The sequence below is a fragment of the Caulobacter sp. UNC358MFTsu5.1 genome (assembly GCF_000712075.1).
GTDB lineage: Bacteria > Pseudomonadota > Alphaproteobacteria > Caulobacterales > Caulobacteraceae > Caulobacter.
Window position 1 is genome coordinate 62,051 of record NZ_JONW01000003.1, and the last position, 12,284, is coordinate 74,334.

General features: G+C 70.4%; 12 protein-coding genes. 5 read left to right on the plus strand and 7 right to left on the minus strand.

The genetic code is table 11. The features are described from left to right. Positions 1–4: 4 nt before the first annotated feature. From BR39_RS0101895 to BR39_RS0101905, 3 genes are read right to left on the minus strand one after another with little or no spacing between them, the layout of a single operon-like run. Positions 5–865, minus strand: a complete 861-nt coding sequence (locus BR39_RS0101895; protein WP_156035544.1) for a hypothetical protein — start codon at positions 863–865, stop codon at positions 5–7. 10 nt (positions 866–875) lie between these two features. Continuing rightward, on the minus strand, positions 876–1,721 hold the full coding sequence (locus tag BR39_RS25585; protein WP_029907342.1) for a hypothetical protein: 846 nt from the start codon (positions 1,719–1,721) through the stop codon (positions 876–878). Positions 1,722–1,730: 9 nt separating this feature from the next. Then, positions 1,731–2,651 (minus strand): hypothetical protein, encoded by a 921-nt coding sequence (locus BR39_RS0101905; protein WP_029907343.1) that lies wholly within the window; start codon positions 2,649–2,651, stop codon positions 1,731–1,733. Between the two features lie 170 nt (positions 2,652–2,821). Between BR39_RS0101905 and BR39_RS0101910 the strand changes: the two genes are divergently transcribed. After that, on the plus strand, positions 2,822–3,436 hold the full coding sequence (locus BR39_RS0101910) for a glutathione S-transferase family protein (protein WP_029907344.1): 615 nt from the start codon (positions 2,822–2,824) through the stop codon (positions 3,434–3,436). Here BR39_RS0101910 and BR39_RS0101915 read toward each other — a convergent pair. From BR39_RS0101915 to BR39_RS0101925, 3 genes are all read right to left on the minus strand, one after another. Further along, positions 3,433–4,302 (minus strand): hypothetical protein, encoded by an 870-nt coding sequence (locus BR39_RS0101915; RefSeq protein ID WP_029907345.1) that lies wholly within the window; start codon positions 4,300–4,302, stop codon positions 3,433–3,435. The genes BR39_RS0101910 and BR39_RS0101915 overlap by 4 nt on opposite strands. Then, the gene (locus tag BR39_RS0101920) at positions 4,299–5,093 is read right to left on the minus strand and encodes a hypothetical protein (RefSeq protein WP_029907346.1); all 795 of its coding nucleotides are present in this window, start codon (positions 5,091–5,093) and stop codon (positions 4,299–4,301) included. Before BR39_RS0101920 ends, BR39_RS0101915 begins: the two co-directional genes overlap by 4 nt. 151 nt (positions 5,094–5,244) lie before the next feature. Next, positions 5,245–6,219 carry a hypothetical protein gene (locus tag BR39_RS0101925; protein WP_029907347.1) on the minus strand — a complete coding sequence of 325 codons (975 nt, stop codon included), beginning with the start codon at positions 6,217–6,219 and terminating at the stop codon, positions 5,245–5,247. A gap of 81 nt (positions 6,220–6,300) precedes the next feature. Between BR39_RS0101925 and trmFO the strand changes: the two genes are divergently transcribed. Next, positions 6,301–7,719 (plus strand): methylenetetrahydrofolate--tRNA-(uracil(54)-C(5))-methyltransferase (FADH(2)-oxidizing) TrmFO, encoded by a 1,419-nt coding sequence (trmFO, locus tag BR39_RS0101930; protein WP_029907348.1) that lies wholly within the window; start codon positions 6,301–6,303, stop codon positions 7,717–7,719. 12 nt (positions 7,720–7,731) lie between these two features. Here trmFO and BR39_RS0101935 read toward each other — a convergent pair whose 3' ends face one another. Next, positions 7,732–8,598: a DUF1206 domain-containing protein gene (locus tag BR39_RS0101935; protein ID WP_029907349.1), complete on the minus strand. Its 867-nt coding sequence runs from the start codon at positions 8,596–8,598 to the stop codon at positions 7,732–7,734. A gap of 275 nt (positions 8,599–8,873) precedes the next feature. Here BR39_RS0101935 and BR39_RS0101940 point away from each other — a divergent pair, with 275 nt between their 5' ends. The 3 genes from BR39_RS0101940 to puuE are packed head-to-tail and all read left to right on the plus strand — an operon-like array spanning position 8,874 to position 12,273. Next, complete coding sequence (locus tag BR39_RS0101940; protein WP_035018116.1) at positions 8,874–10,142, plus strand: allantoate amidohydrolase; 1,269 nt, start codon at positions 8,874–8,876, stop codon at positions 10,140–10,142. Next, a complete protein-coding gene (locus tag BR39_RS0101945; protein ID WP_029907351.1) occupies positions 10,139–11,359 on the plus strand; it encodes an alanine--glyoxylate aminotransferase family protein in 1,221 nt (406 codons plus the stop codon). The genes BR39_RS0101940 and BR39_RS0101945 overlap by 4 nt, the downstream gene beginning before the upstream one ends. After that, positions 11,356–12,273 carry an allantoinase PuuE gene (gene puuE, locus BR39_RS0101950; RefSeq protein WP_029907352.1) on the plus strand — a complete coding sequence of 306 codons (918 nt, stop codon included), beginning with the start codon at positions 11,356–11,358 and terminating at the stop codon, positions 12,271–12,273. Before BR39_RS0101945 ends, puuE begins: the two co-directional genes overlap by 4 nt. Positions 12,274–12,284: the final 11 nt, after the last annotated feature.

The following is a 12,284-nucleotide window of genomic DNA, read 5'->3' on the forward strand; positions in this document are numbered from 1 at the left end:
CCCCCTAGTCGAACACCGCCGCCTGGTCGGCGGGATTCCTGCCGGTCAGGTCGCGGTACAGAACCGCCATCGGGGCGTAGGCGACGACGCCCGCGAAGGTTCCGACCATCACGCGCGCCAGGTTCGGAACCAGGTGCTCGGGTTCGGCGGCGTAGCGCGCCAGTTCGATAATAAAGGGATCGCCTCCGATCTTCGCGTCGGCACCGCCTTGCTTGAACACGTCGCCCAGCGCCGACAGCAACCATTCGCCGCCGCCGTAGGCCGCCAGAAAGAGCAGGGCGCAGACGATGGCCAGCCGATAGCGTCCGCGCGTCATCCGCCAGGCCTCGGCGATCGCGACCCGCCGCTCGAAGAGCGTGATGGCGGGCGCTGACGAGAACCGCGCCAGCGACACCGCCGCCAGGACCAGAACGGTCACGAGCGTACTGGTCTTCGTCGCCAACTCGGAGTCACGGGCGACCGCGGCGACGATGACGACGAGGACGAAGACGCCGGCGAAAACGGCCACGAACATCAGGCGCCAGACAAGTCCGAGGCGGAGCTCGTCGGCGCCCAGGCGCATCCAGCGACCGTCCGTCCGTTCCAGATCGGCGACCGCCCGGAAAACGGCGGCGGCCAGGATCGCCATGCCGAGGCACATCACCAGAAGGTTCGAGAACAGCACGCCGAACTGCAGCCAGCCGGCGCCCCGCTCCGCCCCGACATAGGACCACGGGCCCTTCAACCCGTCGTACACGGCGTCCAGCAGGGTGCTGAACACGCTGAGCGGCAACAGGCAGACGCCCCAGCCCAGCACCGCGAGCGGCGCGCGCCGCAGCAACGGAACGCCCGCGAGCACCAATCGGCTCAGCGTGGTCACGGTCATGCGGAGGGCCCTAGTCGAACACGGCGACCTGGTCGGCGACGGGATCGCCGACCAGGCTCCGACAGATGTAGGTCGCCGACGCGAACGGGATCAGCACGGCCAAGCCCACCAGCAGTCCCTGCGAGAGGAGGTGGCCTAGCACCACAGGCCGGACCAGGCCCGTCAGCGCGACCGCCAGGGACGGGTCGTAGGTCAACGCGTTGTCCAGACCCAGCGCGGGGATCGCCGTCGCGAGCAGGAAACTGCCCAGGCCGCCGATAAGCCCGGCGATCAGCAGGGTGACGAGGAAGACGCCCAAGACCTTCCATCGCCGCGACCGCGTCAGCCGCCAGGACGCCATGAACCGCAACCGCCCATCCTGTACGGTCAAGGGGCCGGCCAGCGACAACCGGCTGGCCAGGACGATCGCCACGATCACGCCGAGCGCCAGGGCGGTGAACATGACGATGTCCTCCGAAGTCCCTCGCAAGCCGCCCACCGCGGTGACGGCCCCGCCCACGCCGACCGCCAGGAGGACGATGGCCAGGGCGAGGAAGACCACGAGCGACAGGAGGAACAGCCGGACCTCGTCGCCGCCGACCCTGATCCTTCCGCCTCGGACGACAGCCGCCGCCATGACCGCCATCACCAGAAGCAACACCAGGACGGCGATCAAGGTCGTCGCCGTACTGGCGGCCAGCAGGGACTCCGATTGCGTGAAGGCGGCCACTGTGTAGTGGCTCGAGATCACCGCCGTCACCCGCCCAGCGAACGTGGCCACCGCGCCGACCGCCGCAAGACCGAGAGTCGCCAGCGGTCGTCGACGTAGCAGGTCGAAGCCCGCCAGGACGGCCCGGTCGAACGCGAAATCCCCCACGCCCGGCGCCTAGCCGAAGGCGTCGGTCAGGTCACGGCCCTTGAGCTGGGCGTAGATGGTCGGGGCCGGGGCGAAGACGATCAGCGACACCAGCACCGACATCAGGCCCTGAAGCAGGGAGCTGATCACTCCGCTCACCGACAACAGGTCCTTCAGCGACTTGGCCTCGTTCTGGAGCGCGTCGCCCACCGAGGCCAGGCCGCCGCCCATGGCGACTGCCGCGATCGAACCGACGGCGGCGATCATCACGAACAGCAGCAGATAGACCACCGCCGCCAGCACCGTGGCGATCAGATAGGTCCCGAACAGCGGCCAGAACCGACCCTTGGTCATGTCCCACGAGGCCTTCAGATCGATGCGGCCGGTGTCGAAGGCCAGGGTGCTGACGAACGACAGGCGCACCGACAGCAGGATCAGGCCGGCGATCAAGGCCACGAACGACACCAGGGCCAGCAGCACGCCCAGGCCCTGGCCGCCGATCGCCGTGCCCACGCCCGCCAGGATCGCCAGGCACAGCACGCCGATGAAATAGGCCCCGAACAGCACCAGATAGAGCAGCACCTGCACGGCCGCCTGACGCAGCTCGGCGCCGCCCAGCCGCAGATAGGCCCCGGCGCTGTCGTGCGGGCGCAGGACCAGGCGGTTGACCGCGGCCACGAGCACCGAATTGGTGATCAGCACATAGACCATGGAGGCCAGGAACAGAGGCCACAGGCCGCTCATCGCCGCCATGGTGGTCTGCGGATCGGGATCGGCCTCCAGCGCCTCGGTCAGGGCGGTCAGCTTGTCGCCGAAGGCCGACAGCACAAGGGCCGCGACGACGAAGGAGAGGATCGCCATGATCCCGGCCCAGATCGCCACCGTCTTGGGTTTCTCGCTCGCCGCCCGAAAGCCGGCCAGAGCCGCGTCCGTGGCCGAAAACTGATCCATCGCCATGCCCCGTTAAATCCCGACCACGCCTATCAAGGTTCGCGACCGTGCGACAGCCCCCGGGCCCGCTCCTTTTGAAGGGGCGGCGGAGATGTTCGCCCTGTGCAAACGCGCCCGCCAATTCTAACGTTCGTTTGACACGGTCGGAACAGGCCGGCGGGAGGACGATCATGAAGCTCTACGGCGAAGCCAATCCGGCTCCCAATCCGCGCCGGGTGCGCATCTTCGCGGCGGAGAAGGGGCTGGACCTGCCGGAGATCCGCATCGGCATGCGCCAGGGCGGCCACAAGTCGCCCGAGCACAAGGCGCGCAACAGCCTGGGCCAGGTGCCGGTGCTGGAGCTGGACGACGGCCAGACGATCAGCGAGAGCGTCGCCATCTGCCGCTATCTGGAAGCCCTGCACCCGCCGCCGCCGATGTTCGGGACCTGCGCCCTGTCGCAAGCGCGCGCCGAAATGTGGGTCCGGCGCATCGAGTTCCAGCTGATGGTCCCGGTCGGCATGTACTGGCGCCACGCCCATCCGCTGACGGCGTCGCTGCTGGTGCAGAACCGCGAGTTCGGCGAGTCCAACAGGCCCATCGCCGCCAGGGCCATGACCTGGCTGGACCGCGAACTGGCCGACGGCCGCGAATGGATCGCCGGCTACGCCTACGGGATCGCCGACATCGTGGCCCTGACGACGATCGACTTCGCCGGCTTCATCGGCCTGGAGGTGCCCGAGGAGGCCGGGCGGCTGAAGGCCTGGCGGGACCGGGCGTCGGCCCGGCCCAGCGCGAACGCCTAGAGGGGCGCCGGGGCCAGCTCGCTTTCGTGGAGGTCGTAATAGGCCCGGGCCGGGGCGGCCGTCAGCACGACCATCTGCACGGTGAAGAAGAACGGCGCCAGCAGCAGGTTGGCCAGGCCGGTCAGGGCCAGCATGACGATGTTGGTCGCCCCGCCCGACAGGCTGAGGATCAGGCCCGCCACGACGGTCTGGGCCACGCTGACCAGGAAGGTGATCACGAAGGCCAGGGCGTACATGCCCAGCAGGTGCCAGAAATGGTGGTCGGTCAGAGCCCAGGTCCGGCGCAGCGACAGCTTGCCCTCGGCGAAGGTGGTGATCGACAGCAGCGACAGGCGGATGCCGAACCAGATCGACAGGCCGGCCACGGCGATGGCGCCCAGCACCTCGACCCAGCGGTTGGTCTCGACCGCGCCCAGGCTGATCAGCCCCGCGCCGATCAGCACCAGCACGGCGCTGGGCAGGGCGGTGACGATCAGGGCCACCACCCAACCGACCAGGGCGACCACGAACTGCCGCCCCTCTTCGGCCCCGACCCGCAGATAGGCTATGCGCCGCTCCTGCGGATGCACCACCGCCCGCATGATCGCCACGCTGATCACCGACTGCAGGGCCACCGCGAAGGCGATCAGCGGCAGCAGCGTGCCCTTGCGGCGGGCGACGATGTCGATCAGCTCGCGCACGTCGTTGGTCCGCGACAGCAGCGCCAGGTCGGCCCGCACGGTGCCGCCGAACGCGAAGGCGACCACCAGGCCCAGCACGACCAGCATGGCGAAGTAGCAGGCGGCCCAGGCCAGCACGACCAGCGGCTTGCGGCGCGTCATGCGGACGCCTTCGAGGGCGGCTTGGACGGGCGAGAAGGTGGTCATGTCCGCAGGGTTCCAGGGGTCGGGGCGGGCTGGCGGCGATAGACGTCGACCAGGGCCGCGGTCCAGACCGGGATGAGATAGAAGAACACCAGGGCCACGCTGACCAGCTCGGGGATCAGCGCGCCCTCGGAAAAGCCGGCGACCGCCCGCAGATAGCCAATGGCGACCACCAGGATCACCGCCGGGGCGGCCAGGACCGCGCCCGCCGCCGCCAGGACCAGCACCACGCCGCGCGTGCGCCCGAAGGCGCTGAGCACCTGGATCCGGTCCAGGTCGACCGTGGCGGCCGGGGCCAGGGACAGGCGCAGGAACAGCCAGACCATGATCGCCATCGACAGCAGGGGCGGCAGGCTCGCGGCCAGGGCGCCGGGACCGTCCAGCGCGCCGCGCCAGGCGTCGACCGAGGTGATGTCCAGGCCGGGAGCGTTGCTCTTGGCGATCCCCACGACCACCGCCCCGACCAGCACCGCCAGCACGGCCATGACGACGGTCAGGATGACGGTGACCAGGGCCTGGACCGCCAGCAGCCGCCATTCCTGGACGCCCCAGCGCAGGCCCTTCCAGCCGGCGGGACCGCCGAACGCGTGGCGATAGAGGGCGCCGTAGGCCAGCGTCGTGGCGGCCAGCTCCAACGGCAGGCTCAGGAAGGCCAGGCCGGGCGACAGGGCGCGGGGCAGCAGGCCCAGCACGGCGCCGGCGACCAGGGCGGCCCAGCAGGCGCGCACCCCCGGCGTCCATCCCGCCATGCCGGCGCGAACGGTCCCGCCGATCGTCGCCGATCCCTCGCCCATCAAAGCCTCTCCCGTCCGCGATCGCGCGAACCCCTCAATCCCAAGAGACATAAGCGGTTCGCCCCCCGCTTGGCGACGAGTCGCGGCGGGTGTCACGCTGAATTTCGCCGGACGTGGCCGCGATGCCTCGTGGGCGCGCCGCGTGGACGGCTCAGGCCTTGCCCGCGCCCGAGGCCGCCAGTTCCTGATAGGCCTTGGCCCAGGGCGCGCCGACCAGGGCCATGGCGAAGGCGGCGATGACCGACAGCACGGCCGCGCCACAGGCGATCAACGGCCAGGAGGCCCGCAGCCAGACCTCGGGCGGCTGTCCCTTCAGGGGATCGAGGATTTCGGTCAGGCCCTCGCCGGTCCCGCTGGCCACCACCGCGAGCACGACGCCGCCGCCCACGATCGCGTAGAGCGCGATCTCCAGCACGATCAGGATCAGCGCCATCAGCAGCGCCATGCCAAGCAGCCGGCCGCTCTGGCCGCGCGTGAAGGCCCAGGATTCGAACAGGCGGAACTCCCCCTCGGCGAAGCTCATCGGCCCGGCCATCGACAGGCGCAGCACGCCCCAGATCAGCAGCCCCGCCGCCGCCAGGACCACCAGGACGATCAGGAAACCGGCGACCAGCTTGCCGCCGTCGCCCATCGCGGCCCCGGCCAGATAGACGATCATGCCCAGGATGAATCCACCGATCGCCACCGCGAAATAGGCCATCATGAACAGTATGCCCTGGACCAGCGTCACCAGGGCCAGCCACAGCTCCGACTTGCCCAGTCGCAGATAGGCCCAGCGCTTCTGGTCCGGCTGGAGCACGGCGCGGAACACGGCCCCGACGACCACGCCCTTGACCAGGGCGCCGCCCACCCAGCCGATGGCGTTCACGCCCATCAGGCTGCTCTGAAGCTGCATCATCCGCGCCAGCATGGCCGGGTCGTCGCCAGGCGTCGCCGCGGCCGAGCCCGGTTCGGGCATGGACTTGATGAAGGCGATGAACTGCGGGACCAGCGTCCACATCAGGCCGACCATCGGCCCGACCAGGGTCACCAGGATCACCAGCCCCCAGGCCAGCACCGCCAGCGGCGCGCGGCCGATCACCCCGAAGCCGGCCGTCGCCGCGCCCGAAACCGAAAACCTCGCCATCGTCGCCCCCGACGCTTCCCCGACAGGCGGGCAGCCTAGACACAGGTTTCATCCCGTGGCCAGCGGGGGTAAGAGGCGCCCATGAGCACTTCCCCCACTTCCGCCTCTCCCATCCACGTCATCGGTGGCGGCCTGGCCGGGTCCGAGGCCGCCTGGCAGATCGCCCAGGCCGGCGTCCCGGTCGTCCTGCACGAGATGCGCCGCCATGAGCCTTCCGGGCCCGTCCTCACCGACGCCCACCAGACCGACGGCCTGGCCGAGATGGTGTGCTCGAACTCGTTCCGCTCCGACGACTGGCAGTTCAACGCCGTGGGCCTGCTGCACGCCGAGATGCGCAAGCTGGACTCGCTGATCATGTCGGCCGCCGACCAGCATCAGGTGCCCGCCGGCGGCGCCCTGGCCGTCGATCGCGACGGCTTCTCGGCCGAGGTCACCCGCCGCATCCAGGCCCATCCGCTGATCACCATCGTCCGCGAGGAGATCGCCGGCCTGCCGCCCGCCGAGTGGGACAATGTGGTGGTCGCCACCGGCCCCCTCACCTCGCCCGCCCTGGCCGACGCCATCCTCGAGCTCTCCGGCGAAGGCCAGCTCAGCTTCTTCGACGCCATCGCCCCGATCATCCACGTCGAGTCGATCGACATGGACGTGGCCTGGCGCCAGTCGCGCTACGACAAGGAAGGCCCGGGCGGCGACGCGGCCGCCTACATCAACTGCCCCATGAACAAGGACCAGTACGAGGCCTTCATCGACGCCCTGCTGGACGGCCCCAAGGCCGAGTTCAAGGACTGGGAGCACGTGCCTTATTTCGACGGCTGCCTGCCGATCGAGGTGATGGCCGAGCGCGGTCGCGAGACCCTGCGCCACGGCCCGATGAAGCCGGTCGGCCTGACCAACCCGCGCGACCCGACCGTGAAGTCCTACGCCATCGTCCAGCTGCGCCAGGACAACGCCCTGGGCACGCTATGGAACATGGTGGGCTTCCAGACCAAGCTGAAGCACGGCGCCCAGGCCGAGGTGTTCCGGATGATCCCGGGTCTGGAGAACGCCCAGTTCGCGCGGCTGGGCGGGCTGCATCGCAACACCTTCATCAACAGCCCGCGCCTGCTGGATCGGTCCCTGCGCATGAGGCTGGCCCCGCGCCTGCGGTTCGCGGGCCAGATGACGGGTGTCGAGGGCTATGTCGAAAGCGCCGCCACGGGCCTGCTGGCCGGCCGCTTCGCCGCCGCCGAGCGCCTGGGCCGGACGCTGGACGCCCCGCCACCGACCACCGCCCTGGGCGCCCTGGTCGACCACGTCACCGGCGGCCACCTGGAAGCCGAGGGCAAGACCACCTTCCAGCCGATGAACATCAACTACGGCCTGCTGCCGCCGCTGGAAGCCCCCAAGGTCGACGAAGAGGGCAAGAAGATCCCGCTGAAGGAACGCGGCCGCGCCAAGAAGCGGCTGATGAGCGTGCGGGCGCTGAAGGACCTGGACGCGTGGACGGCCGGGGCGGCCTAGCCCCTCGGCCGCCTATGGGGTGACTTCCGGCGGCGGGCGGATGCGCCGGTAGCGCGCCTCGACCAGGCCGAACAGTCCGAAGGCGATCAGACCGGCGGCGACGAGGACGAGCGCCCCGCTGCCGAACGGCTGGTGCTCGATCGCCTGCAGCGCCCCGCCCCAACTGCGCGCCTCGCCGGCCCGCGCCTGCAGGCCGGCCATCACCAGGAAGACGCCCAGCGGCAGACTGGCCAGGCCGCGCGCGCCGTAGCCGGCCTTGGCCAGGGGCACGACCCGTCGGCAGGTCTTGTCGTCGCAGTCGAGCCGCTTGCTGAAGTCCTGCATCAGACCCTGGACGACATTGCCGACCGCAAAAGCCACGACCGCCAGGCCGGCGGCGATCAGCAAGGCGTCGCCATAAGGCAGGTCGAGGACGGCCCGGGCGGCGTGATGGACGCTCTGTTCCTCATCGACCTCGCCGACATCTTCCAGTTCATCCAGCAGCTCGAAGGCCGACAGCGCCAGGCCGCCATAGACCAGTCCGCTGAACGCCTGGCCGGCCCGCACCGCCCAGGCCTTGAGCGTGCGTCCGTGCCGGTCGGCGTCGAACACGGCTTGCAGGACCCGCCAGGCCGCGAAGCCCGCGAGGCCGACGCCGATCGCGCCGATCAGCGCCCAGCCCAGCGGCCAGTCGGCCCAGGCGCGCAGCATGCCCTTGGCGCCCTTGGCGCGCGGCGTCAGGTCCAGGGCGGCCAGCAGGACGACGGTCCCCAGGCCCAGATAGACCAGACCCCGCGCCGCATAACCCAGCCGCGAGGCCAGCTCGATCGCCTTTGCGGCGTTCGTCCGCTGGACGCGCTTCACGAGCTTGCGGGGCAAGGCGTTGATCGAGGTCGACATGGTTCGTGCCCGGACAGCCCAACTGGATGAACCAACGGCGGCTTGGCGCGGGCGTTCCCTGGCCTCGTTCCGCACCTCATCAAGGGGCAGGCCTGTCTTTCGCTAAGTAAGTGATTTATGACTTAGCTGCAGGCGCCGGTCGTCAGGTCTGGCGCTTGCCTGGGCATCCGCGCGGGAAGCCGTCCCGCGTCGCCGATCATCGCGCGCTTTGCCGCTCGCCGATGCTAGGCAAGCATGTCACGGATAGGATGTACGGCAAAGGGGAGCCCGGCAGGGTGGCGGAGGCCTTCGAGATCGGCGACTTCAAGCCTGGCGTCCGGGCCAAGACCCGCTGCGACCTGATGGGCGCGCCGCCTTACAGCGAAGCCGAGGGCATGCTGGTGCGCCGCTTCCTGACCTCCGCCCACGACGAGGCCCTCAAGACCCTGGCCTTCTGGATGGAAGAGGCCGGCATGAGCGCCCGCCGCGACCACGCCGGCAACCTGGTCGGCCGCTACGAGGGCGCGACGCTGGGCGCCCCGGCCCTGCTGGTCGGCTCGCACATCGACAGCGTCCGCAACGGCGGCCGCTATGACGGGGCCCTGGGCGTGATGCTGGGGATCGACGTGGTCGAGGCCCTGGCCCGCGCCGGCCGCCGCCTGCCCTTCGCGGTCGAGGTGATCGCCTTCGGCGACGAGGAGGGCTCGCGCTTCCCCGCCTCCATGACCTGCAGCCGCGCCGTGGCCGGGACCGTCGATCCCAGCGTCATGGAGATGACCGACGGCGACGGCGTCAGCCTGGCCCAGGCCTTCGCCGCCTTCGCCCTGGACCCGACGCGCCTGGAAGAGGCCGCCCGCAAGCCGGGCGAGGTCTTCGCCTTCCTCGAGGCCCACATCGAGCAGGGCCCGGTGCTGGAAGCCGAGGGCCTGGCCCTGGGCGTGGTCACCGCCATCGCCGCCCAGAAGCGGCTGATGGTGCGGTTCGCGGGTGTGGCCGGCCACGCGGGCACCACGCCGATGAACCTGCGCAAGGATCCGGGGCCCGCCGCCGCCGAGGCGATCCTGGCGCTGGAGCGGATCTGTTCGGGCGGGAAAGACGGCCTAGTCGGCACCGTGGGCCGGATCACCGCCCTGCCCGGCGCCTTCAACGTCATCCCCGGCGCGGTCGAGTATTCCATGGACGTCCGGGCCGAGGTCGCCGCCACGCGCGACGCGGCCGTCGAGGCCGTCACCGCCGAGATCCACGCCATCGCCGCGCGACGCGGCCTGGAGGCTTCGGTCACCCTGATGCAGGACCTCGCCGCCAGCCCCTGCGATCCCGGCCTGACCGCCCTGCTGGAGGACGCCGTCGCCGCGACCGGCCAAGCGCCGCGCCGCCTGCCCAGCGGGGCCGGCCACGACGCCATGGTCATCGCCGACCTCTGCCCCACCGCCATGCTGTTCATCCGCTGCGAGGGCGGGATCAGCCACAATCCGCGCGAGGCCGTGACCGAGGCCGACTGCGCCCTGGCGGCGACCGCCATGCTCCATTTCATCGACCAGCTAGAACGACGCGAACGCGCATGACCCAGACTTTCGGCGAACTCGACCACCCCGCCCGCCTGCTGATGGGGCCCGGCCCGATCAACGTGCACCCCCGCGTGCTGCGCGCCATGTCGGTGCAGTTGCTGGGCCAGTTCGACCCCGAGTTCACCGGCTACATGAACGAGACCATGGCGCTGTATCGTCAGGTCTTCCAGACCCAGAACCGCTGGACCTTCCTGATCGACGGCACCTCGCGCGCGGCCATCGAGGCGGCCCTGGTCTCGACCCTGGCGCCGGGCGACGACGTGGTGGTGGTCAACGCCGGGCGGTTCGGCCTGCTGCTGTCCGAGATCGCCGAGCGGTGCGACGCCCGCGTGACCCTGGTCGACGGCGAGTGGGGAACCGTGGTCGACCCGCAGGCGGTCGAGGACGCGGTCAAGCGCGTGCGCCCGCGCCTGGTGGCCTGCGTGCACGGCGACACCTCCACCACCATGGCCCAGCCGATCGAGGCGATCGGCGGGATCTGCCGGCGCTACGACGCCCTGCTCTATGTGGACGCCACGGCCACGATCGGCGGCATGTCGGTCCCGGTGGACGCCTGGCAGGCCGACATCGTCACCGGCGGCCTGCAGAAGTGTCTGGGCGGTCCGTCCGGCTCGGGTCCGATCACCATCAGCGACCGCGCGGCCGAGCACATCTTCGGCCGTCGCCACGTGGAGAAGGGCCTGGCGACCGGCGGGACGGTCGGCAACGGCCGCCGCATCGCCTCCAACTATTTCGACCTGGCGATGATCATGGACTACTGGTCCGACAAGCGCCTGAACCACCACACCGAGGCGGCCTCGATGCTGTTCGCCGCCCGCGAATGCGCCCGGGTGGTGCTGGAGGAAGGGCTGGAAGTCCGCTTCGCCCGCCACGCCCAGGCCGGCGCCGCGGTGGTGGCCGGGGTCGAGGCCATGGGCCTGCAGGTCTATGGCGACCAGGCCCACAAGATGACCAACGTCACCGCCGTGCTCGCCCCGGCCGGCGTCGACTACGACCGGGTCAAGGCCCGCATGCGCACCGAGTTCGAGATCGAGATCGGCGCGGCCTTCGGCCCGCTGGCCGGCAAGGTCTGGCGGATCGGGGCGATGGGCGTCAACGCCCGCAAGCACGCGGTGCTGCAGACCCTGGCGGCGCTGGAGGCGGTGCTGCGCTGGGAGGGCTTCGGAGCTCCGGCGGGCGCGGGCGTGGACGCGGCGGCGAAGGTCTTCGCATGACGGCCTATCCCCGCGACCTCATCGGCCACGGCGAGCACCCGCCCCATGCCCAGTGGCCGGACGGCGCCCGCGTGGCCCTGCAGTTCGTGCTGAACTACGAGGAAGGCGCCGAGCGCTCCATCCTGCACGGCGACCCTCAGGCCGAGCACTTCCTGTCGGAGATGGTCGGCGCCCAGCCGATCCCCGACGCCCGGCACATGTCGATGGAGAGCCTCTACGAATACGGCTCGCGCGCCGGCTTCTGGCGCATCCGGCGGCTGTTCGAGGAGTTCGGCCTGCCGCTGACCGTCTATGGCGTGGCCCAGGCCATGGAGCGCCATCCCGACGCCGTCGAGGCCATGCTGAAGTCCGGCTGGGAGATCGCCACCCACGGCTATCGCTGGATCGACTACCAGCACTTTCCCGAAGACGTCGAACGCGAGCACATCGCCAAGGCCGTCGAGATTCACGCCCGCCTGACCGGCGAACGCCCGCTGGGCTGGTATCAGGGCCGCACCAGCCCCAACACCGCGCGGCTGGTCGTCGAGGAAGGCGGCTTCGTCTACGACGCCGACAGCTACGCCGACGACCTGCCCTACTGGGACGACCAGCACGGCAAGCCGCAGCTGATCGTGCCCTACACCCTGGACGCCAACGACATGCGCTTCGCCGCGCCCCAGGGCTTCAACAGCGGCGACCAGTTCTTCGCCTACCTGCGCGACGCCTTCGACGCCCTGTACCTGGAGGGCCAGACCGCGCCGAAGATGATGAGCATCGGCCTGCACTGCCGGATCGTCGGCAAGCCCGGCCGGATCATGGCCCTGCGCCGGTTCCTCGAACACGTCACGAGCCATGACAAGGTCTGGGTCGCCAGGCGCATCGACATCGCCCGGCACTGGATCGCCACACACCCCTATCGAGGAACGAAGGCTTGAGCGCCCCGCCC

Excerpts from the sequence above, each read along its gene's own strand:
- BR39_RS0101895 (WP_156035544.1), bottom strand. The coding sequence starts at position 865 with ATGACCGTGACCACGCTGAGCCGATTGGTGCTCGCGGGCGTTCCGTTG.
- BR39_RS0101905 (WP_029907343.1), bottom strand. The coding sequence starts at position 2,651 with ATGGATCAGTTTTCGGCCACGGACGCGGCTCTGGCCGGCTTTCGGGCG.
- BR39_RS0101910 (WP_029907344.1), top strand. The coding sequence starts at position 2,822 with ATGAAGCTCTACGGCGAAGCCAATCCGGCTCCCAATCCGCGCCGGGTG.
- BR39_RS0101915 (WP_029907345.1), bottom strand. The coding sequence starts at position 4,302 with ATGACCACCTTCTCGCCCGTCCAAGCCGCCCTCGAAGGCGTCCGCATG.
- BR39_RS0101920 (WP_029907346.1), bottom strand. The coding sequence starts at position 5,093 with ATGGGCGAGGGATCGGCGACGATCGGCGGGACCGTTCGCGCCGGCATG.
- BR39_RS0101925 (WP_029907347.1), bottom strand. The coding sequence starts at position 6,219 with ATGGCGAGGTTTTCGGTTTCGGGCGCGGCGACGGCCGGCTTCGGGGTG.
- trmFO (WP_029907348.1), top strand. The coding sequence starts at position 6,301 with ATGAGCACTTCCCCCACTTCCGCCTCTCCCATCCACGTCATCGGTGGC.
- BR39_RS0101935 (WP_029907349.1), bottom strand. The coding sequence starts at position 8,598 with ATGTCGACCTCGATCAACGCCTTGCCCCGCAAGCTCGTGAAGCGCGTC.
- BR39_RS0101945 (WP_029907351.1), top strand. The coding sequence starts at position 10,139 with ATGACCCAGACTTTCGGCGAACTCGACCACCCCGCCCGCCTGCTGATG.
- puuE (WP_029907352.1), top strand. The coding sequence starts at position 11,356 with ATGACGGCCTATCCCCGCGACCTCATCGGCCACGGCGAGCACCCGCCC.